This window comes from Flavobacterium sp. CLA17, from assembly GCF_013112255.2.
In the GTDB taxonomy this organism is placed as follows: Bacteria; Bacteroidota; Bacteroidia; order Flavobacteriales; family Flavobacteriaceae; genus Flavobacterium; species Flavobacterium circumlabens.
In genome coordinates this window covers 2,764,222-2,787,717 of the sequence record NZ_CP068294.1, presented here as the reverse complement: position 1 = coordinate 2,787,717, position 23,496 = coordinate 2,764,222, and the positions used below count along the sequence as shown (strand labels likewise).

The 23,496-nt window shown below is 33.3% G+C and carries 18 protein-coding genes; 9 read left to right on the top strand and 9 right to left on the bottom strand.

Translation table 11 applies throughout. The features are described 5' to 3' along the window. Positions 1-102 precede the first annotated feature (102 nt). Positions 103-465, bottom strand: coding sequence for a DUF1801 domain-containing protein (locus HAV12_RS11385; RefSeq protein ID WP_171569771.1), 363 nt, complete (start codon positions 463-465; stop codon positions 103-105). Positions 466-659: 194 nt separating this feature from the next. Continuing rightward, complete coding sequence (locus HAV12_RS11380; RefSeq protein WP_132037591.1) at positions 660-1,610, bottom strand: PhoH family protein; 951 nt, start codon at positions 1,608-1,610, stop codon at positions 660-662. A 183-nt stretch (positions 1,611-1,793) separates the two neighbouring features. Here HAV12_RS11380 and HAV12_RS11375 point away from each other — a divergent pair, with 183 nt between their 5' ends. The 6 genes from HAV12_RS11375 to HAV12_RS11350 all read left to right on the top strand — a co-directional run bounded on the left by HAV12_RS11375 (position 1,794) and on the right by HAV12_RS11350 (position 7,885). After that, on the top strand, positions 1,794-2,621 hold the full coding sequence (locus HAV12_RS11375; protein WP_171571676.1) for an S-adenosyl-l-methionine hydroxide adenosyltransferase family protein: 828 nt from the start codon (positions 1,794-1,796) through the stop codon (positions 2,619-2,621). A gap of 165 nt (positions 2,622-2,786) precedes the next feature. Beyond that, a complete protein-coding gene (locus HAV12_RS11370; protein WP_171569770.1) occupies positions 2,787-3,083 on the top strand; it encodes a putative quinol monooxygenase in 297 nt (98 codons plus the stop codon). A gap of 89 nt (positions 3,084-3,172) precedes the next feature. Continuing rightward, positions 3,173-3,898, top strand: a complete 726-nt coding sequence (gldF, locus tag HAV12_RS11365; protein ID WP_171569769.1) for a gliding motility-associated ABC transporter permease subunit GldF — start codon at positions 3,173-3,175, stop codon at positions 3,896-3,898. Beyond that, entirely contained in the window at positions 3,898-5,583 is a 1,686-nt protein-coding gene (gldG, locus tag HAV12_RS11360) for a gliding motility-associated ABC transporter substrate-binding protein GldG (protein ID WP_171569768.1), read from the top strand. Before gldF ends, gldG begins: the two co-directional genes overlap by 1 nt. A 107-nt stretch (positions 5,584-5,690) precedes the next feature. Then, a complete protein-coding gene (gene dnaN, locus HAV12_RS11355) occupies positions 5,691-6,809 on the top strand; it encodes a DNA polymerase III subunit beta (protein ID WP_132037587.1) in 1,119 nt (372 codons plus the stop codon). Positions 6,810-7,255: 446 nt separating this feature from the next. Continuing rightward, positions 7,256-7,885: a DsbA family protein gene (locus tag HAV12_RS11350; RefSeq protein WP_171569767.1), complete on the top strand. Its 630-nt coding sequence runs from the start codon at positions 7,256-7,258 to the stop codon at positions 7,883-7,885. A 217-nt stretch (positions 7,886-8,102) separates the two neighbouring features. On the opposite strand, the gene HAV12_RS11345 is transcribed toward HAV12_RS11350, so the two are convergent. After that, the gene (locus tag HAV12_RS11345; RefSeq protein WP_171569766.1) at positions 8,103-9,875 is read right to left on the bottom strand and encodes a DNA mismatch repair protein; all 1,773 of its coding nucleotides are present in this window, start codon (positions 9,873-9,875) and stop codon (positions 8,103-8,105) included. A gap of 68 nt (positions 9,876-9,943) precedes the next feature. After that, a complete protein-coding gene (locus HAV12_RS11340) occupies positions 9,944-10,777 on the bottom strand; it encodes a universal stress protein (protein ID WP_171569765.1) in 834 nt (277 codons plus the stop codon). A 195-nt stretch (positions 10,778-10,972) separates the two neighbouring features. Between HAV12_RS11340 and mnmE the strand changes: the two genes are divergently transcribed. The 3 genes from mnmE (at position 10,973) to HAV12_RS11325 (ending at position 13,829) form a co-directional block, all read left to right on the top strand. Then, complete coding sequence (gene mnmE / locus HAV12_RS11335; protein ID WP_171569764.1) at positions 10,973-12,373, top strand: tRNA uridine-5-carboxymethylaminomethyl(34) synthesis GTPase MnmE; 1,401 nt, start codon at positions 10,973-10,975, stop codon at positions 12,371-12,373. A 233-nt stretch (positions 12,374-12,606) separates the two neighbouring features. After that, entirely contained in the window at positions 12,607-13,170 is a 564-nt protein-coding gene (locus HAV12_RS11330) for a helix-turn-helix domain-containing protein (RefSeq protein WP_171569763.1), read from the top strand. After that, positions 13,167-13,829: a phage integrase SAM-like domain and Arm DNA-binding domain-containing protein gene (locus HAV12_RS11325; protein ID WP_171569762.1), complete on the top strand. Its 663-nt coding sequence runs from the start codon at positions 13,167-13,169 to the stop codon at positions 13,827-13,829. Before HAV12_RS11330 ends, HAV12_RS11325 begins: the two co-directional genes overlap by 4 nt. 28 nt (positions 13,830-13,857) lie before the next feature. On the opposite strand, the gene HAV12_RS11320 is transcribed toward HAV12_RS11325, so the two are convergent. The 5 genes from HAV12_RS11320 to HAV12_RS11300 form a co-directional block, all read right to left on the bottom strand. Further along, the gene (locus HAV12_RS11320; protein ID WP_171569761.1) at positions 13,858-15,843 is read right to left on the bottom strand and encodes a tetratricopeptide repeat protein; all 1,986 of its coding nucleotides are present in this window, start codon (positions 15,841-15,843) and stop codon (positions 13,858-13,860) included. Positions 15,844-16,279: 436 nt separating this feature from the next. Continuing rightward, positions 16,280-17,992, bottom strand: coding sequence for a hypothetical protein (locus HAV12_RS11315; protein ID WP_171569760.1), 1,713 nt, complete (start codon positions 17,990-17,992; stop codon positions 16,280-16,282). Between the two features lie 2 nt (positions 17,993-17,994). Further along, a complete protein-coding gene (locus HAV12_RS11310; RefSeq protein ID WP_171569759.1) occupies positions 17,995-19,914 on the bottom strand; it encodes a hypothetical protein in 1,920 nt (639 codons plus the stop codon). Positions 19,915-20,517: 603 nt separating this feature from the next. Then, on the bottom strand, positions 20,518-21,342 hold the full coding sequence (locus tag HAV12_RS11305) for an HNH endonuclease (RefSeq protein ID WP_171569758.1): 825 nt from the start codon (positions 21,340-21,342) through the stop codon (positions 20,518-20,520). Then, positions 21,339-23,495, bottom strand: coding sequence for an AAA family ATPase (locus HAV12_RS11300; protein WP_171569757.1), 2,157 nt, complete (start codon positions 23,493-23,495; stop codon positions 21,339-21,341). The genes HAV12_RS11305 and HAV12_RS11300 overlap by 4 nt, the downstream gene beginning before the upstream one ends. Between the last annotated feature and the right edge of the window lies 1 nt (position 23,496).

Below are 23,496 nucleotides of genomic sequence, written 5' to 3'. Positions count from 1 at the left end.
ATTTCGCCTCAAAAGAACAAAGATAAAGGGGTTTTAAAGCCCCAAATAAAGGAAGTTTATTATTTATTTAACTATTTGATCAAATACTGCATTTTAAATAATTTATACTTTAATAATTCCCGATTTATACAAATTCAAAGCTTTCTGCAGAATGATTTCAATCTCATCCAGAGGTAAATCCTCTGAAAAATCAAGCATCATGATTTTCATTCGGGAGCGGCCTTCCTGAATTAAAAAAGGTTCATCAAAGTATTTCCCTTCTACAATTCCGATATAAGGCTGGTGGAGTTTTTTATGAATCCATAAATAGCAGAACATTTTTCCTTTGTAACAAAAAAAGGGCATTCCGTATTTGAGCACATTTGTAATGTCTTGGTCCTGACGCAGAATAATTTCTCTCAAGGCAAGCAAAACCTCTTTAAAGGGCTGCTCCTGCTTTTCGTAAAAATCATCTATTTCTTTCATTTGACAAAATTAAATATAATCAATTAAAATTTGAAAAAAAAAAAATATTCGTTTTACGCATTTCTAAAGAATGAATAAAACGAATATTTCATTTTTTTTTTTGCCACAGATTAAAAGATTAAAATGATTTTATAATCTGTGTGAATCATTCTAATCTGTGGCGAAAATTATTTCACTAAAATCATTTCACAAACTTAATCGTGATTTTCTATTTGTTTATAAGCATCAATTACCTTTTTCACTAATCTGTGACGTACGATATCTTTATCATCCAGATAAATAATTCCGATTCCGTCAACGTCTTTCAGAACCAGAATTGCTTCTTTAAGACCGGAAATAGTTCTTCGCGGTAAATCGACCTGTCCCGGATCACCCGTAATCATAAACTTGGCGTTTTTCCCCATACGGGTTAAAAACATTTTCATTTGCGAATGGGTGGTGTTTTGTGCTTCATCGAGAATTACAAAGGCATTATCAAGTGTACGTCCACGCATAAATGCCAATGGTGCAATCTGAATAATTCCTTTTAAAATGTAATCTTCCAGTTTTTCGTTGGGAAGCATATCACGTAACGCATCATAAAGCGGTTGCATGTAAGGATCCAGTTTTTCTTTCATGTCACCGGGTAAAAAACCAAGATTTTCTCCTGCTTCTACTGCCGGTCTGGTTAATATGATCCTTTTTACTTCTTTGTCTTTAAGTGCTTTAACAGCCATTGCAACACCTGTGTAGGTTTTTCCCGTTCCGGCCGGACCTACTGCAAATACCATATCATTTTTTTTGATGGTATCTACCAGAAGCTGCTGATTGGGCGTCATGGCTTTTATAATTTTACCCCCAACGCCATGAACTAGTATTTTGTCATGATCATATGATCTTTTTTCATCCTGACCATCACTCATGATTACGCGTTCAATTACATTGTCGTCAATGTTGTTGTATCGGGTAAAATGCAACATTAATCTTTGGAATCTTTTTTCGAATTCATCTAAAACTTCTTTTTCGCCAAATGCTTTCAAAGTCGTTCCTCTCGCTACTATTTTAAGCTTTGGATAGTACTTTTTAATGATTTCCAGATGGCTGTCCTGAGCACCCCAAAATTCTTTTGGCGCAATGTCTATTAGCTCGATTATTCTTTCGTTCAAATGAGATAGTTTTAAATTAAAATTAAATCTTTTTTTAAATCAATTGGCTGTCGGGTAATTTATATCGTAAAATGCAATTTGTTTTTTCTTTCTTGCATTTATGACTTTACTATTCTTAGCTTTGCATTTCTCAAATTTAATGAAAATTAGATTTAAAAACTACCAATAGTTATAAACAAAATGATGTCAATAATTACCCTTACTACGGATTACGGCTTAAAAGACCACTTTGTTGGTTCGCTAAAGGGTAAAATATTATCAGAGTTTGCTGAAGCTGTAATTATTGACATTTCACACGACGTTGACCCATTTAACACTGCTGAAGCAAGTTACCTTATTGGAGCCTCTTACCTGAGTTTCCCAAAAGGAACGGTACACTTAATCGGAGTCGATATTGAGCGCAATAAAGAGAACCAGCATATTGCCATGGAATGGAACGATCACTACTTTATTTGTGCCGATAACGGTATCTTAAGTATGCTGACACAGAAAATTGTACCACAGAAAATTGTCGCCATCAATATTCACGATCGCTTTCCGCCAGAATCCAGTGATTTAGACATTTTTATACAGGTTGCCTGCCACATTGCAAAGGGCGGATTACTCAATGTTATTGGAAAAGAAATTCCGTCTGTTAAGGAAGTTACCGAATTACAGGCTGTTCTGGCCAATGATGGAAATTCCCTGAAAGGATACGTTATTTATATCGACCATTTTGGAAATGTGGTAACCAATATCTCTAAACAGCAATTTATCGAAGTAGCAAAAGGCCGTAAATATGAGATCGTAATGAAACCGAAAAGTATCAAAACAATTCTGCCCGGTTATTCGGCTATCGCTACCTCTGAAAAATATCCGATCAAAACGTATGAAGGGGAAAAACTGGCCATCTTTAACGAAGCTGGTTTTCTGGAAATTGCTATTTTCAGAAGTAATCCTTTAAAAGTAGGTTCTGCCAATAGTTTGTTAGGATTAAATTACAGAGATGTGATTACAGTTACGTTTTCGTAGAGAAATTTAGTTTTAGAGATGCCGGAAATTTGGAATTTGGAATTTCATTATTGGAATTTCATTTTTTTGATAAAAAGAACAATCAATTTTGGTATTTTTGCGCACCTGTAAAATCTTAGAGACTAAAAATCTAAAATCAGCAATCTAAAATCTAAAATTATAAAGATGTTTGTTCGAATTGTAAAAATGAGTTTTCACGAAGACCGGATTCCTGACTTTCTGAAAAATTTCGAAGCCGTCAAAGACAAAATACGAAATGCAAACGGAAATCGTTTTTTAGAATTGTATCAGGACAAAAATGATAAATGCCTGTTTTTTACCTATAGTTATTGGGAAACAGAAGCTGATTTAGAAAATTACAGACAATCGGAACTTTTTAATTCGGTTTGGAATTTTACCAAGACATTATTCAATGCAAAACCGGAAGCCTGGAGTGTGGATAAGCTGGTGAGCCTGGAGTAGTTGGCAGTCGCGGTTTTCAGTCTCAGTTTTGAACATGAAACCTGAAACAATTAAACAAATAAAATCGATTAAACGAATAAACGTCATACATGAAATCAATCATTTTACGGGAAATAAAATCCTTTTTCGGCTCTCCTATTGGCTATTTGGTCATTGCTGTATTCTTAATCAGCAACGGACTATTTTTATGGGTTTTTGAAGGAGATTATAATATTCTGAATACCGGTTATGCGGATTTAACACCGTTTTTCACCTTAGCGCCCTGGATTTTAATTTTCCTGATTCCGGCCGTAACGATGAGAAGTTTTTCTGATGAAAAAAAACAAGGAACTTTAGAATTACTTTTAACCAAGCCTTTATCGATATGGGAAATTGTAAACGGAAAGTTTTTAGGATCTTTATTTTTAATCGTACTGGCAATTGTTCCAACTTTTATTTATGTAAAAGTGATTTCTAATTTAGGCTTACCGGAAGGCAATATAGATATGGGAAGCACAATTGGTTCCTATTTTGGCTTGTTGTTTTTAATCGCTTCTTATTCAGCAATCGGAATCTTCACTTCTACCCTTTCAGAAAATCAGATTGTGGCTTTTATTATTGCGGTTTTTCTGTGTTTTATCTTTTATTTCGGATTTGAAGGTTTAGCCTCCTTACTACCGGGCTTTGCAGGGATTATTTCGGCATTTGGAATGCAGGATCATTTTAAAAGTATGAGCAGAGGTGTAATCGACACACGGGATGTTATTTATTTCTTAAGCATCACCATTTTGTTTCTGTCTTTTACCGTTTATAAATTAAAATCATTTAAAGCCTAATGAAAGCATCAACTCAACAAAATATCAAAACATTAGGTATTACGGTTTTCGTTTTAATTGTTTTAAATGTACTGGGAAGTTTGTATTTCCAAAGATTTGATTTAACAAAAGACAAACGATATACTTTATCCGAAACCTCCTTAAATATAGTAAAACAAGTCAAAAACCCGTTATCAATCAAGATTTATATGCAGGGAGAACTTCCTGCTGATTTCAGGCGTTTACAACAGGAAACCAGACAATTACTGGAAGAATTTCAGGCGTATAACAATAACATCGTTTTTGAATTCGTAAATCCAATGGAAAACGAAGAAGAAAGCATGAGCGTTGTAAAATCCTTGTACCAAAAAGGCCTTACACCAATAAATATAACGGTTGACGATAAAGGGAAACAGTCGCAGGCCATGGTTTTTCCGTGGGCAATTGCGGTTTACAACAATAAAGAAGTTAATATTCCCTTGTTGAAAAACAGAATGGGTGCTTCCACTACACAGAAAGTGATTGGATCCATTCAGCACTTAGAATATTCGATTGCCGATGCAATTAATAAAATTACGAAAGACAAACAGAAAAAAGTTGCGATTATAAAAGGAAATGGTGAAATGAACGAAATTCATATCGCCAAAATGCTGATGCAGATTCGAGAAAGCTATTACATCGGGCCTTTTACACTGGACTCTGTTGCTAAAAATCCAACAGGAAGTCTGGAAGCTTTAGAAAAATACGATTTAGCTATTATTTCAAAACCAACCCAAACTTTTTCTGATGAAGAAAAGCAGGTTTTGGATCAGTTTATCATGAATGGCGGAAAAACACTCTGGCTAATTGATCAGGTGGCTGCCGATATGGACAGTTTATACAATCAATCAGGTGCAACTCTTGCCTATCCGAGAGATTTAAACCTGAACGATATGTTCTTCAAATACGGATTCAGAATCAATCCTGATTTGGTAAAAGATGAAAACGGAAGTCCGATAAAACTGGCCACCGGAGAACAGGGAAGCGCTACACAATATCAGGATTTTCTCTGGAAATTTGCGCCACTGGTTTATCCTGACAGCCAGCACCCTATTGTTAAAAATTTAGGCGGAATTAAATTCGATTTTGCCAGTCCGATTGATACTTTGAAAAACGGAATTAAGAAAACGGTTTTATTAAAATCATCGCAATATTCAAAATTCATCGGAACACCGGCAGAAATCAGTTTAAGCAGTGTATCCGAAAAAACTTCGCCTCAGGATTATGCTGGCAAAGGAAATTTACCGCTTTCGGTTTTACTGGAAGGCTCGTTTCATTCCGCTTTTGAAAATCGTATTTTGCCTTTCAAAGAAAACTCCTTTATCGCAAAAGGAAAACCAACTAAAATGATTGTGATTTCTGATGGCGATCTGGCAAGGAATCAATTGGATAAAAACAGGATGCCGGTAGAATTGGGTTATGATCAGCGCACCGGAAATCTCTATGACAACAAAGATTTTATGATGAATTGTATCAATTATTTACTGGATGATACCGGACTTATTAACATTAGAAGCAAAGATCTTGATTTGCCATTATTGGATAAGGAAAAAGTTTATGAAAATTACAGTTTAACACAATTCATAACTATCGGGCTTCCAATTCTTACTTTATTGGTTTTCGGGCTTGCCTTTACTTACTTCCGAAAAAGGAAATACAGTAAATAGATGTTAATAAAAAAATTACGAAACTAAGATTGTTTACGATATATTTGTAAAATCTATCTTAGTTTTTAAAAGAACTAAAGTATTTTCAAAAAAATAAAACAAAACAGATGAAATTTATAGTATCGAGTTCGTACTTATTAAAACAATTACAAGTTTTAGGTAGTGTAATCAACAGTAATAATACGTTGCCTATCCTGGACAACTTCTTATTTGAACTGGACAATAATGAGTTAACAGTTTCTTCTTCAGACCTTGAAACTACAATGTCGGCTACCTTATCTATCGATTCTACAAGTAAAGGTAGCGTAGCTGTACCTGCAAAACTTTTGCTTGAAATTTTAAAAACATTCCCGGAACAGCCTTTGACTTTTACAGTTGAAGATAACAATACAGTTGAGATTAGCTCCAACTCAGGAAAATATGCTTTGGCCTATGCTGCCGGAGAAGAATTCCCTAAAGCCGTAAACCTGGAAGACCCGTCTGTAACCTTGGTTCCTGCTGAAGTTTTAGCGACTGCAGTAAGCAAAACTATTTTTGCTGCCGGAAATGATGATTTGCGTCCTGTAATGTCGGGCGTTTTCTTTCAGTTCTCTCCGGAAGGATTGATCTTTGTAGCTACCGATGCTCACAAATTAGTAAAATATGCCCGCACAGATGTAAAAGCATCTCAGGTGGCTGATTTTATCATGCCAAAAAAACCTTTGAATATCTTAAAAAGTATTTTAGGAAGTTCAGATGCTGAAGTAAAAATTGAATACAACGACTCCAATGCGACGTTCTCATTTGACAATTATATCCTGATGTGTCGTCTTATTGATGGAAAATACCCAAATTATGAAGCGGTAATTCCAAAAGAAAATCCAAACAAATTAATGATTGATCGTTCTTTATTTTTAAGTTCTGTTCGTCGTGTGGCCATTTTCTCAAACAAAACAACACACCAGATTCGTTTAAAAATTGCAGGAGCTGAATTAAATGTTTCTGCTGAAGATATTGATTACTCCAACAAAGCAGAAGAAAGACTGACTTGTGATTATCAGGGAGATGACTTACAGATTGGCTTTAACTCTCGTTTCTTAACGGAGATGTTAACCAACTTACAATCAGATATGATTATGCTGGAAATGTCACTACCAAACAGAGCCGGGATTTTAACTCCGGTGGATGGTTTAGAAGAAGGCGAAACGGTTACCATGCTGGTAATGCCTGTTATGTTAAATAGTTAACATCAAAACTTCTTTTTGTTACAGGGATGTTTTTTAATTTCAAATTAAAGATATATCATTGTAAAAAAAAAAATATCGCTATTAACCAACCATTTTTTATACCTAGAAACCGCAATTCCTTTAAAGAGTTGCGGTTTTTTATTTGGAGGTGTTTTTTGTTTCAGGTTTCAGGTTTCAGGTTTCAGGTTGAAATGCGATTGGGATTATGCGGTTTTTTACCGCAAAGTTCGCAAAGTTTTTTTGGTGTAGGACTACAAGGTTAAGAACGCAAAGCTTTGCGTTCTTAACCGCAAACACAACTTGGAAAAACTTTGCGAACTTTGCGGTTAATAATATCATCAGTAGCAACCTGAAACTTTGAAACTTGAAACCTGAAACAATTAAACCCGACACGTTTGGTTATAAAAAAACTTCAAACCTGAAACATTTTTTTTTAACTTCGCTATATGAAAATAGAAATTTGGTCGGACATCATGTGTCCGTTTTGTTATATCGGAAAAAGACAACTGGAAACAGCTTTAGCTGAATTTCCCAATGATGAATTTGAAATTGAATGGAAAAGTTTCCAACTTGACCCCACCATTTCACCCCAACCTGATAAGGATGTTTACACGTACTTAGCGGAACGAAAAGGCATGTCTGTTGAACAATCTGTAGAAATGCACAAAGGTGTCGCAGAACGCGCAAAAAGTGTTGGTTTGGATTACCATTTTGACAAAGCTATTATCGCAAATTCATTTACAGCCCATCGAATTATTCAACTCGCCAAAACTAAAAATTTGGGCGACGAAATGGAAGAGGTTTTCTTTAAAGCTTATTTCACGGAAGGAAAGGATTTAAATGACGGTCCAACTTTACTGGAACTGGCTGAAAAAGCAGGTCTGGACAAAAATGAAACGTTAAAAGTTCTCGAAAACGAAAAACTGTTTTTAAGCGAAGTTCATACTGATATTATAGAAGGACAGCAAATTGGCGTTCAGGGCGTTCCTTTCTTCGTTTTTGATCGAAAATATGCCGTTTCAGGAGCACAGCCTGTTGAGACTTTCGTACAGACCATTAAAGAAGTACAGAAGTGATTTTACATCTTTAGATGATTGGATCTTTAGATTATTAGATATTAGAAACTAGATACAAGATTGCGGATTATTTATATATCACTTGTTTATTGATAAATGATTAAAGAGTTATTATTATAGCCTTTATTTCACTCCAACCGACAGATTAATTGTAAAATTTAAAGACTAAAATCTAACCTCCAAAAATCCAATCATCTAAGAATCGAATAATCCCGAATTAAATAACTCCCATTTTCTGCATTAAGAAAGTGGCACTTTTATTTTTACAAATGCCGCTACGGAGTTTGTAATCGAAATGTAAATCGTTATTCTGAATTTCAACTTCAAAACATTGGTTGGTTAAGGTCTCAGGATACTCGTTAGTGGTCAGGCAAACTTCAATATCATGCGTTGCAATTGCTCCGATCGCTTTTCTGGCGATTATCTTTTTTACTACTTCAATAGTCCCGTTTCTTTTATCATCGGAATTGGTTCCTCTTAAAATTTCATCCAGTAAAACAAATGCAGGCTGATCTTCCAGGGCATCCATAATTTGTTTTAAACGCTTGATTTCAGCAAAAAAATACGATTCACTATCTGCTAGTGAATCGGACAGCCGCATTGAAACCAATACTGGCAATGGATGGATATTAGCCTCTGAAGCACACACTACAGAACCAATTCCGCCTAAAACCATATTGACACCCAGGCTTCTCAAAAAAGTACTCTTACCTGACATATTAGAACCTGTTAAAATCATAAAGGACTGGGGATAAAAATCGGTATCATTCCCTACTCTGCCCTTGGGATTCAATAAAGGATGTGCTAAATTTTTAAAACCAATTTTATATTCAGAATTTATTTCCGGGAAAACGAAATCAGCATTGTTATAAGCTAAATTGGCCAAACTGTTTAATGCTTCCAATTCTCCAATAATTGAAATCCATTTTTCCAATTCGGCAGTATAATTGTCTTTCCACTTTAAAAGCGCTTTCAGGACATGAAGATTGAACAAGAAAGTCCCGTTGAAAACAATTGCCGTTACAAAATTATTGATAGTATCCATTCGGGAAAACAATTCAGACAACTGTTTCAAATGGGCACTGGCGGTTGCATTCCTGAAAATCAACTGTTGCTGCAGGTCAATTAGCTTTTTGGACTGAAACGTTTCTTTTTCAATTTTCTCTACCAATAAACTGTATTGTTTAATGATTTTATCAACGTTATCCGCTTTTGCGATTTCTGATTGAATTCTTTTAAACGACTGTCCTAAAACGATCATATTAGCAATAAAAGCATAAGTGAGATACGATAGCAAAATCGTTTTTGAAGTAAAAAAATAAGCTGTTAGTATTCCAAAAAACAATATAGGCAGTACAATTGATAATACAACTAAAACTTTAGGTAAAGAATTATTTTTAAATGAATTCCAATGCATTATGGAATCATATGAACTTTTAGAATCATTACTTATAGCAGCAAGAGCCAGAAACTCCTGCCTCCAGTCGATTTTAGTTTTTAATTCGTTTACAGCTTCCTGATTCGCCAGAATAGTTTCATTTGGAAGCGTATGTAGTAATTGATTCGCCAGCGTTTTTTTTCCGATAAAAGTAGCTGTTCTGTTTAAATTCTGAAATAAGGAATGCTCTCCGAAAATATCCAGATCATAGGCATAAGGGTGATGAAAATCATTAAACTCAATACCATTCTCAAAAGGAAGTTTTTTATTATTTAAGAAACCAATTTCATTTTCATTAATCTTTAAAATGGCAGTTGTAAGCTGTTTTCGAAAAGATAAACGGGAATGAATTTTCATTAAAAAAATAAAACCAATAAAAGACAGAAATGCAAAAGCAACGCAGAGAATTTCATTTGTTTTGATATAATAAAACAGTAATAGCAAACAAAGGAAAACGCTTAAAAGACGTAAAATACTAATGCTGTTGTATCTTTTATTGATTATTTTTAAAAGTTCTGAATATTGTGCAAGCTTATTTTGGTAGAAATCCATTTTTATGATTTGATGAAATACAAATATAGGTTTTAGACAGCAAAATCAGCTTCCGAAATTTAGGAAAATTAATCTTCATGCATAATCAAAACCGGGACAGACACTTGTTTGGAAATCTTTTTGGTGAAGCTGGAATCAAATATACTTTCAAAGAAAGAACGTTTATGCGTAATCATTGCCAAAACATCAATTTCTTTATAGAGCACAAAATCAAGAATTGTTTCTTTTACTTCATCGCTTGGCAAAACCAGAAACTCAATATTTTCGCCTGCAAATTCTTTTTCCCATTCCTTAACTGTGGTTTCAGAAACATCAGAATCAGAGGTTTTAACGTAAAGGCTTTTTACTTTCGCATTGGTTTTTCTGGCGATATTCAATACTTTTCTCAATTCTTTTTTATCTTTTTCACGATAACGGGTGGTAAACCCTATCATTTTTATTTTTTTGAATTTAGCATCAAGAGGAACACATAAAACCGGAACTTCTACTCCCGAAATTACGGAGCTGGTATTTGATCCGAGGAAAAACTTTGTCCAGTCAGAAACCCCTGCTGTTCCCATAATCACAAAATCGATTTTATCTTCTTCGATAGCATTTTTCAGATTATACAATAAATCACCATCCATCAAACGATGCTTTATAACAATGTTATCTAATTTTCGTTCCATGGCGATGGTTCTCAACTTTGGAATTTCATCTTTGAACATCTCAAACTTCGCTAATTCAATTGAACTGTAAATTGAAGCATAATTTTCAGGAAAGAACTGACTGTCATAAACCGGAATTTCAAAGGTGTGCAACAAAACAAGTTCGGCGTTGACAATTTTAGCAAATTCCAGAGCATGCACAAAAGCGTTTGTTGCAGCTTCGGAAAAATCGGTTGGGAATAATATCTTTTTCATTTTGTTTCAGATTTATAAGTTGTTCTCTCAAATTTAATCATTCTAAAATCAAACTAAACTGACAATTATCAGTAATTTAACATTTAATGATTTTCTTTCAAAATTGTTTCTGCTATAAAAAAACTGGCTGCAAATGCCACAAAGTACACCAACGCTGAGTTCGTAATTTCGAGCCTTTTTTTATACCTTTGCATTATGATAAATCAAGATTCTATAGTTGCCCTGGCAACACCTTCGGGAGCCGGTGCCATTGCCATAATTCGAATTTCAGGTTCCGAAGCTATTACTATCGGAAATTCTGTTTTTAAATCAATCAAGGGCAAAGATTTAACGAAGCAAAAAACGCATACCTTACATTTAGGTCATATTGTAGATGATAATAAAACCCTTGACGAAGTTTTGGTTTCTGTTTTTAAAGGGCCAAATTCCTATACAGGCGAAAATACAATAGAAATCTCCTGCCACGGATCAACTTATATCCAACAGCAAATTATTCAGCTCTTATTGAGAAAGGGCTGTCGAATGGCTGATGCAGGAGAGTTTACTCTTAGGGCTTTTCTAAATGGTAAACTTGATTTATCACAGGCAGAAGCTGTGGCCGATTTAATTTCATCAGACAATGAGGCTTCACACCAAATTGCCATGCAGCAAATGCGCGGTGGTTTTAGTAATGAAATTGCCAAATTGCGCGAAGAACTTTTGAATTTTGCTTCCTTAATCGAGCTGGAACTTGATTTTGCAGAAGAAGATGTAGAATTTGCAGACAGAAGTCAGTTTCATGAATTACTGAACCGAATTGAGTTTGTCTTAAAACGTTTAATTGATTCGTTTGCGGTCGGTAACGTTATTAAGAACGGAATTCCGGTAGCCATTGTCGGAGAACCCAATGTCGGTAAATCGACTTTGCTTAATGCTTTACTTAACGAAGAACGTGCTATTGTTTCTGATATTGCGGGAACTACCCGTGATACAATAGAAGACGAATTGGTCATTGGCGGAATCGGTTTCCGGTTTATTGATACTGCAGGAATCCGTGAAACGAAAGATGTTGTAGAAAGTATCGGAATTAAAAAAACCTTCGAAAAAATAGAACAGGCCCAACTCGTAATCTACTTAATGGATAGTTTGAAGTTTCAGGTCTCAAGTACTTCTTTTATAGTTGAAATTGAAAAAATAAAAAATAAATATCCTTTAAAAGAAATTCTGATTGTCTGCAATAAAATAGACCAGCTTACAGCGGATCAACTTCAGTCCACACGTCAGGAACTTGAAACTTTAAACCTCAAACAGATTTTTCTTAGTGCCAAAGCGAAAATCGGCGTTGAAGATTTAAAAAACCAATTACTTTCTTTTGTAAACACTGGAGCACTTCGTAATAATGAAACAATTATTACCAATACAAGACATTACGATTCTTTATTGAAAGCTTTAGATGAAATACAAAAGGTAAAATTTGGGCTTGAAACTAATCTTTCAAGCGACTTAATGGCTCTTGATATTCGCGAAGCCTTATATCAATTCGGGCTTATTACCGGTCAGGTTTCTAATGATGAGTTACTGGGGAATATTTTTGCTAATTTCTGTATCGGAAAATAGCAGGACAAAATAAAGCAAAATAAACAACAAACAAACGAGTTAAAACATTGATAAACAATATTTTAACTCGTTTTTTAATTCCTTTTTCTTTTGGATATTATGTGATGTTTTGATTAAATTTGTACCTTATTTGTACCTCGAAAATGCGAGGTACAAATAATATTTTTTTTTAGCCAAATTATGGCACATAGAGACACACATAGTCACAGTGGGACACTTAAAGTCACATTTCTATGAGTTCAAACATTAAGATTACCAGAATCTGCGAATGCTGTAAAAATGAGTTTACAGCACGCACAACAAAGACGCTTTACTGCTCGCTCAAATGCAGCTCCAAAGCCTATAAACAAAGGACAAGGCAGGCAAAAATCGACAAAAGCAACAACGAAACAGAATCGGGCAAAAAAGCCAATTTCGAAGCAATTAAAGCCAGAGATTATATCGATGTTAATATGGCCAGTAATTTGGTCGGCATCAGTCGAAGGACTATTTACCGGCTTATTGAGCGCGGTGAACTAGATATTGCGAAATTTGGAAGAAGGACTATTATACGCAGATGTGATCTTGAGAGCTTTTTCTCCATTCCTATGCAAGAGTCTATTCTAAGGCCTGTTCAGGAGTTTCCTGGATTAGAGAACTGTTATACTATAGGGCAGATACAGCATAAATTTGGCATATCTGCTGGAGCACTGTATATGGTGATTCAACGCCATGGAATAACTAAATATTCCATAGGGAAGTTTAATTATGTTGCGAAGAAAGATATTGATATTATATTTAATGCAAGGGAAAAATGAAAAAAGGAAATGTAAAATTGAGAAAAAAACTTTTAGAAAACGGAATGATATCACTTTACCTGGATTTTTATCCGCCAATACTAAATACAGAAACTAATAAGTACACAAGACGTGAATTCTTAAAGCTGTACCTTTATGAACACCCAAAGAATCAAATTCAGAAAATTTCCAATATTGAAAATCTGCACACAGCAGAACTTATTCAAATTCGAAGACAGAATGAAATGCGCAAACATGATGTGTATAGTGAGTTTGAAAAAGAACAACTGGAAATTCAGAGGATTGGACGTGGCTCATTTTTAGAGTATTTTAAAAATTTGGCAGAGAAGAAAGAAGGGAATAATTATCAGATTTGGTACACTGCAATTATTCATTTTGAAAATTTTCTTTCAGGACGCGACGTTACTTTTAAAGATATAACAGTGACACTAATTGAAGATTACAAAGAATATTTATTAAAGGCAAAAAACAGAAGAGATACCGGGAATACACTAGCAAATAAAAAGTGTCCGAATTGTAAAACTGCAGATATTGTGGTGAGAAAAACCGGAACTGCCAGCAACGGCAATACCTATAAATTCTTTGGCTGCAGTAATTATTTATATGGCTGTGATTACACCACCACTGAATGGACTAATTACAACAAACTGTACTTGTAATCCGTATCTGTTCCTGCATTAATTAAAATTATTCCAGTTTAAACTTTTTAATTGCCAAATTATATACATTTTCATGTAGCTGATCCAGCCATTTATCAGAAATAATATCATCAGTATTTACAGGCTCAAGATCAAGTCTTCCTACTATATAGCCTAGCTGGCTTGAAAATTCCCGTATTGCTACATTTGGAAACTCTCTGATTAAAATAATCACCGCCTCCATTTTATCCTGCTTGGTAAGATCATCTAGTACAGTAAGTAAAATTATTAAATCTGGTAGTGAAAGAAGACAGTCCAGAATTTTATTAGCGATCTCATACGAATCACCTCCCTCTTCATATACCGATATGGCCGCGCTGAAACTGTATGCTGCAATTATATCGAAAATTTCTAAAAATTCCTTTGCAGGATAATAATGTGGACTAACAAGATGCCCGCTGTAACGACTCTGCGGGAAATCTGTTCTGAATTGTGTGTATTTATCGTAATGAATTAAAAAAGAAAGTAAATCAGCAAGCACAACTTTGCTTTGTAAAAACGTATCCAGTTTTATAGTTTGCAGTATGCTAAGATGTTTTTTCAGATAGTTCAACAGAGTTCTATTATCAACATCATCCTGAGTTTTTATTAAATAATAAAGACTTTTGTAATTGCCATCCAATTCTATTCGGAAAGAAAAAAAATCTTGCGCTTTTGATTTAAAAATCTCACTATCATCCCAATGTAATGCTAAAAATTCTGTTTTAAAATCGAGCATCGAACTGTTTTGAGGATCAATATCTAACCCCTTATCTATAAAATAAAGAACCTCTTCAGTATTTCCTAATTTTTTATGTGCCTGCGCAATCCAAAAATAACCAAAAGGAAAATTAAGAATCATAGCTTTCTCCCCCAAATCCAATGCCTGCATCATCAGTTCCAATCCTTCGTTATCTTTATTATATACAAAAGAAAGAGTTGCTCCCTTACTGAAAAGCGCTTCAGCGAGCTTTGGATTTAACTTTAAGGCTTTATCATAACAGCTGATCTCCTTTTCATGGTCACGAAACTCGTAATAACAGGAACCTAAATTTTTCCATGCCTCTGCATGGTTGGGATCTATTGCCAATCCCTTTTCATATTGTTCTGCCGCCTCTTGGTATTCGTTTAAATATCGCAGTGCATTGGCAGAATTAAACCAACAACTGGCGTTAGTATCATGTTCGTTTATATAAGAAGAAAATATTTTTTTCGCCTCTAAAGCCCTTGCTTTATTTTTATTGGTTATTCCGTCCTCAGCCAATATGCAGGCCTTAGTAAGATATTGTCCGGTAGTGCCGGATAATAGTATTGCCCTATTGATATTTTCCAATGCCTCCTGATAACGGTAAAGCATGTACAAACTGTGCGACAGTCCTTCAATAAGGGAGATTTTTGATGCTGATTCTTGCTCTTCTGTAAGCACCTTTTTAAAGTAAAAGGCCGCGTCTTCAAATCGTGAGCCATAATAATTACTCCATGCCAAAACCTGTGCGTTAGACATCTCACTATACTCTAAATCCTTGATACCATCAGCAAGTGATTTAAGGCTGAATCTTTTTTGTACATGGGAAGTTACATCATCCCAATTTATCAAACTAAGTTTGTTTGTTTTAGGAATATTAATTCTTAATGTTTTTTGCTCACTGGTGAGATCAATTTTAAGTTCATCAAACCACAAATAGTAAGCTTCATTCTCTGACTTAACATATGCGATGAAAAGTACAGGCTCCAATCTTGTATTATACAATCGTAATGTACTGTACTTTATAGATATCGCTACTGAACTTTCGTGGCTTTCTATCTTTTTAGATTTTAACTGAATAGAAAAATTAAGACCCGTTACCTGCTCGTTGATAACAATATTGGCTGTGAAATCAATTCCATAATCAAAATCAGGCTTGTCTAAAAACCATTCATCGGGGATCTGAGCATGTAAAAATTTGTTCGATCTGTTTTCTAAAACATGTGTAAAATGTCTATTCGGTTTATCCATTATAATGCTGTTTAACTGGAAAAAAAACAAGGATTTTTTAAAACTTACTATTGTTATAGAAATTATCTTTAGCAATGTATTTTAAAGCTCTTTATAGCGGTTCATTAAATTATTACATTCTTATAAAACTAAAGCCCTATTCTGTTCCAGTGAAGATCTCCTTCGAATGCCTGATTTCTTTTTCATCATCAATTGTTGAATATCGCAAATCAATTCCCTTATTGGGTCCTGGCTTAAAAGATTGAAAATTAAAATTTAATTTCTCAGTTAAAACGTCTCTTGTCAACTCTTCTAAATCCCGGTCATTTAGAGTTGAAAAATCATAATTTATCATTAAGTATTAAATAACTAATGTAGTAATTTTTAATTCACTGTTTTTTAGGACCCAGTATTTATAAAAGAAATTTAAAAATAGATCCAGTCATCCGTAATAACATCAAGTGCCAATATCTAAAGTTCTCCATTCATCTGTAAATAAAGGAGTCTTAAACCAAATATGCGCCAATCTCCTTAAATAAAAATATCCCACGGCATCAGTACGATAATGATATTCAAATTCATTTTTATTTCGACATAAGCTTTCTCTAAAATCTTGGAACTTTTCAGGTAATTTAATTTCAGTTTGATAGCCTTCAAATACAGACTGCGAAAATAATAATTGCTCTAAATCAGCAGCTTGATTCTTAATTAAATCATTCCTGCCATTTATTTTAACATGAGGTATAAATAAGCCCAAATCAATCTTATTTTTAATTACAAAATCCCGAAAAGTAATATATTCTTTTTCCATATTTAAAATGGCCAAAAATTCAAATAATGACGCTAATAAAGGGGAAGTTGTATCGGAATAGTAAATAGACTTTTCTTTAGTTAATATAAGCTTTATTACATTTTTAATGCTATTATTTGCATCAGGCATACGTTCATATTTAGTTTTAGCATAAATTATATAGTTAAATACTTCCCTCAAATAATCCTTAGCCTTTTCTGTTTCTTCAAAGAAAATTAATGTTTTTAAATTTGAAATAACTGATATAGAGTGTATGTCAATAAGTGGTCTTGCTGATACACTATTATTAGACAAAATAGATAAGAAAAGATCTTTAAATATTTTTAACTCTTCACTATTTTTTGCTGTTGCGTCAGCAAAAAAAACAAAATACTGAAGATAGTCCATTGTACGCAGAGTATAGCCAATACTTTCATACCTACCACCTTTCTCGTAATAGAGTCCATCCTGCTGAGTTGCTATTGGCAATGTACGTGCAAAGTAATCATGAAGCACTTTCCCAATATAAAAATCAATAATCTGCCTAAAATAGATCAAAATAATTTTCTCTTTTTCAAAATTATTTTTTAAAATCCAGTGCCAGGATTTTAGAACTAAATAAGTAATGTGACTCTTTGCAATTTCTAGATTATTGTAATCTTTGGCAGATGTATAAATTATAAATGAAATTAATTTTAATGATTCAAAAAAGACCTGCCATTTTCTATTTTTCTTTCCCGAAAAATTATTTTTAGAAAATTGAGAGAATATTAAATCTAAAAGTTGCTGATACTCTTTAGAAATAGTATCAGTACTATCAAGGTTAATGATTACCTTTTTAAATAATCTTGTTGATTCAGCATTTATTAATAATTGCTCGTTAAACAAATAATCTGAAAATAGATGAGTTAGCTTTGAAATATTCCAATTTTCAAACTCAATATCTCCCGATGCCGGAAATTCGCTTTGTATAAAACCCTCAAATAGTTCTTGTACATTTCCCTTAATTACACCATTATGTGCTAAAACAATTTTTAAAGGCAAATCTTTGAATTTTGGAAATGAAAAAGCTTCAAATTTTTTAAATTTAGCCTCTACCAAAGACTCTTTTACACCATCATTTTTATTGAAAGTTGCGGTCGTAATGTCTTTATCATGTCCCCCTTTTAATTCAAAATAAAATTTTTTCTTAATTCTATCCTCTTTATCTATACCAACTGCAATGATATCTTTTCCATATTGAGGAAATCCAATATATTCAGTAGGCTTGGAAAGTATTACAAACCCCATTGATTCGAGCAACATTGGAAACAAATAGTCAAGTTCTTCTTTTTCTGTTAAAGACTCCAGATAGTCTTTAATTATTATATGCTTATCCATCCTTAATAATTTAAGTTTCTTAAGGAACTAATTGTTAACTCAAAAAGGTCTGGGTTTTTTACAAATTCTCGATCAATTAAGACACTAAAACTTATATTCGTCAATGGCGAAGGTTCCATATTGTTAATTTTCCATGAATTTCCTCGAACTATTACTGTAGTTTTACCACCGGAAAGAGCTAGAAAACTATTATTATCCATTGCCTGTTTTGTAACTTTCTGCGTATTCTCTCGATCAAGACTGTTATAATAATCCATCAAATTACTTTCATTATTATAAGGATTTAAATCATTGATACTTTCTTTAAACTCTATATTTTTTTTATACTGGTCAAGAGAATCAGATATAGGTTTTAAAAAATTCTTATCTTTTTTAAGATCTACATTTTCAACTATTAAACCATACAGAGATTCACCATAGGACTTATCTATCAACAAAGACAATGTAAGCTGTAAATGTTTTATCACATTTTTAAATTTTGATTTTTTTAATTGAAGAACAAATGGTAAAACTGTTTCGATACCGTTTGGATACATTATTAATCCATCAATTGCTCTAATCTGTAAGTTTTCCTGATCAAGTTTAGTCAAATCAATCTCGAACCTTCCTGGTTGAGATAATTTTAAAAGTTTTACAGCAGAAAATCTCATAAACAAATTTTCGATACTAAGTATTTCTAAAATATATTTTTCTGTATCATTTTTATTTTTTCTCCAAAAATCATTTATAATATTTCTAAATATATAAAAATCTAATCCAAAACCTTTTTCACAAAAAGCTTCCAAATAAGTATTAAAGAAAAAAACTGGATTATTAAATTTTAAAAAATAATGGGGAATTTCATTAAGTTCCATACCAATTTTAGAGAACGATTGTAAAAGTAAATACTTCTGTTCTTCAAAACCATCTATTAATCTGCAGTTTAACAGAATGGATCTTCTTAAATCAATATTATCGATACTGTATAAGGATTCAATCTTTTTAAAGCATTCTTCAAGTATGTCTGGTGGGCAAAACTCTATATTTATCAATCTAGCATAATACTTACTTAGTGAAATGCCACAATCCAAATTTTCTGTTTTAATAAGAGGAAAAGTAAGTATGATATCCTCTTGTTTTTTATACTCAATCTCTACTAAAGCCTGAATCCCCTCAATATTAGATAAATTATACAGTTTAATAATTTTATCAATGGTAGATGAAGCATTAGCATTATACAATCCTATCAACAGGACTGCTGAGACAAATCTAAAATTTAAACCATCATTGTTAAGGGAGTATTCAAATAATCTTTCAGCTAAAGTTATATTATATTTACTTAGGTTTTTAAACATTGTTAAGCCTAAGTACTGATTATCTTTGTTAAGATAATTTTTTGTTACAATTAAGAATAATTCCGATTCTTGGTCTGTCATAAGATGCAAAACTTCAAAATAACATTCTGTTATTCGCATAATTTTATAATCATCCTCAATCTCATTTATTTCAAGCACATTAAAAAGATTAATTGGACTTATATTCAAAATTTTATTTAAATATAGAATTGAATATTTTTCTATATTCTTAATTAAAATATCAAAATCATTCCAGCGTACATTTGCGTTTGTGCTATTTATTTTTGCTGCAAATTTGTCTATAAAATCAAAAAGAGACAAAAGGTTTGAAGGCATTGAAGTACCAATCGTATCAATCATTATTTCTAGCAATACAAAAGTGGCTATTTCTGAATTCGTATTTAAAATAAAATCACCATCATCAGATCTAGTAATTATTTCAAATTCTAACAAAAGTTCTAAAGACAACTCATCCGTACAATAAAAAGCAAAAGTTTTATTTTTTAAAATACTTTCCAGTAATTTTTTAATATTAACTTTTAATTTTTCATTAGATAGCAAATTTTCCTGTACTTTTAATATGTCCATAATTTTAATGATTATATCTCAAAGATATCTAATTTTTACTATCAAATTTTAATTTTAAATGTCTACAAAAACCTTTTTTTATTTAAATTTCAATAATGTTTGAGTGTAAAACATTCCATTGAATTCTTCCCTTAAAAAAAACCAAATTTAGACTGTAAGGTTATTTGAATTGCTTTATAAGTTTAACTTTGTTAATCTATTTTTTATAACTTTTTTTAATATATTATTATCAATAAACTTTTTTTATTCAGAAAGATTAAATTGATAAAGAAATATTTTCAATTCTTTACTCTTGATAACTTAATAGGAAAAAAATGGGGTCAATTTCAGAATTATAGATATCTAATTATCCTATTTTTGTAACAAAAAATAGCTGTTACAAAGAAATCCTAAATTTGTTATTGGTCAAATATGATTTTATTGAATTTTAAAGGCCAAGTCATATTGACAAAATCCGCAGGAAAATGAAATTAATCTGCCTAGATACAAAATGAAGTAATTAGCTGCCTAATCTTTTTAACTGCCTGTTTAATTTCTATTTATAACTTTTTATTATAGGTATCAAACACTTCTGTATTTTATAATTTTAATGAAACAATAATATCACAATAAGTTGTTTTCATTTAAAAATTTGCCAATAAAAAAGCGGCACATACCTGCATAAACAGCTTTTGCATCCGCATATTCCATTAGTCGTTTCAGTTCTTTTTCAAAGATACCTTGTTGCTCATTATCGGTAGTGTCTCTGTTTAGCCTTGCAAGCTCACGCGATACACATTCCATTTGTCCAAAAAGTCGAAGCATTTGTATTTTTCGCTCTTTCACTAAAAAAGGACGTTGCAGAACATAAACTTGGACGGAAGTTCTGCCTTTATAAGTTAACGGAATTATTACCGCTTCTGTATTTTCGTATTCGAAATGCTCCTTTGGTTCATCCTTGCAGGGATCAATCAAAAGTCTGGCTTCTTCTTCGGATTCTAATTCTGAATCATGGTTCTGCAGACGCAATGCTTCGGGATCCAAAGGAAACTGATCCAGCTTCCCATAGCCGCTCTCATCAGTTTCACCATAAAGAATATGTTTTCTTCTCTGATTGCAGTGCTGACATGCAAGAAATAGGTTGTCCCAACTATTGGCCAGCCAGTAGTATCCTGGTGTGGCAGGATTTTTTTCTTTGATGCGGCCTTTGGGTCTGAAATGCTCTACATCACCATCATATACAGCTCCGTATGAACTTTCACAGTAGGCACATTTTACGAATATTTCCTTTAAAGCATCTTTTACCCTGCTATCATTATATAACTTGAATTCAAAGGATCCTGGAGCGTCACTGCTGTAATGCTCAATAGCCCTCTTAATTTCTTGGCGCCATATGCCCCTTTCATTATCCAAAAAATGCGGGGCTGGGGTTCTTTCTATTTTAATCATAAAATATCTTTATAAGTACCTTGTATTATGCCCTTTACATAATCTACCGTTTCTTTTTTAAGCGTCTCCTGAACTTTGAATCCATCCTCTCTAATTTTTTGGGCGATAGTAGTATCAATGGCCTCAAAGAGAACCTGTTCCCTGAGCGTATTTCCCAAAAGTTCTTTTGCCTGTAAATGGTTTTTTAGTCCTTCCATTTTTATTTTCTCATCATCATTCAAGGCTTCCTTTCCTTTACTTAAAAGCTCATAATACTCCTCAAAACTTTTTTCCACATCACTGTCCATTACATCTATGAGACCAAATAAGTCTGAAGTCAGCAATTGTTCTACACTCATGGCACTATGATCTGGAAGAAGTTCCTTACCAATGCATCTCACTTCGTGGTTTTTATCTCTGACCATTACAGCCACTTCTCCATGGGAAAGCCCTCTTAAACATAAGGGTTCATGTGTAGTTACGATAAACTGTAACTTAGGGAATGCATTTCTGAGAGCTCCAACAATCTTAGCACGCCATCTGGGATGCAGATGATTGCCTATCTCATCAATAAAAACGATACCGTTGGTATTATGATATCCAGCAAGATCGCTTGACAGGGTCTGCATAATATCAGAAACAAGAGCAACTACTGTCTTATATCCGTCACTGGTATCTTCGAGTTCATTATCTGTATTATACTGACTGATATTAATTCGTCCATCAGTTCTATGTAGTTTATCATTACCCCGCAAGGCAAGTACATCATAAAAAGCTGGTACAGCCCTATTTGTAAATTCCTCATTATCAAGACTACCAAGCCATAGATTGGGATCTTCTAAAGAAATAGTGTAATCAAACAGATTTCTTACATTTGTAAAAGGCTCCTTGTCAGAATCCGGAAAGATAGGTTCTTTCGGAAGTAATCTTGTTGAACCATAAGCCAATATATATGTTGGCGGATCGGAGATACTGGATCTAAAACCTTTTTTATTGAAATTAAGTTCAATTGGACCCTCATTTTCATAACTATGTATCAGGATGCATCCACTCTCTTCTCCTCTTTTTAAGAAATCCATAACGTCAAGATCAAGCTTCTCTATCTGCTTAGCACCGCAAAGTGCCAAAGTAAGTGCCTGCAATATCGAACTCTTACCTATACCGTTATCTCCCAATATTAACAACCAGGATTCTCTATACTGTTCATCTGTTGTACTACTACTGGGTAGTATGCTAATTTCAAGTTCTTTTATCGATTTAAAATTTACGATCTTAAATGACTTTATCGAAAATCTTTTAAATTCACTAAATGTTTCACTGATCTCTGACAACTTTTCATCACTTACTGTTTTTTGCTGTCCAGATTTGTGTACTGAAGATGAAATGTTTTTTATCTTATTTTTTAAACGGTCCCAATTGAAAATATTTTTCTCATACCAAGACGCGAATACTGCTCTTTGAACCGCAGAATATTCTAATTCAGATCTTGAAAATAATTTGTCAATATACAAAATAAGAGGTTCAGCAACGGAACGATCAACAATCTTTTTCTCAAGGGTTCTAAGCTTTGAGCGAAGATCAATTGCACTCTCTTTTCTTTCATATATTAGTGGTTGACGGTTCAAACCTAAAACCTCTATACTTACTTGTCCTTTTGGGGTGAGAGCAGAAACAGTTCCATCTTCACTAAAAGACAGATGTTCTTCAGGATTATCTAAGCAGGGATCAATAAGGAGTGGTCTTTCATTTAATAATTCTTCCCCCTTGGTTCCAACTGCCGCTCTAAAACCTTCGTCTTCCAAAGGAAAAAAATCTCTTTTATATTTCAAATTACAAGTACTGCAGCTCAGCATCATATTGTCCCATTCATAATAAAGCCACCAGTAATGTGTCGACGCGTATTTTGTTTTATCGAGTCCCCTTGCTCCGCTTCTGGGACGAAATGGATCGACAGTTCCTTCATCGGAAACACCTAATTTAGTTTCACAGTACATACATTTCCTGTGAAAGTTTTCCATAAGATACGATTTAATGCGCGGAATAAAACTTATGTTGAATTTCAGCCGCTGCTGCCTTCCACCCTCATTAAAATCTTTCTCTAGCTGCATTTTGGCTTGAATAAACTGTGGACTCTCAAAAAAACTTGGAGCTGCTCCTCTTTCTAGCTTTATCATT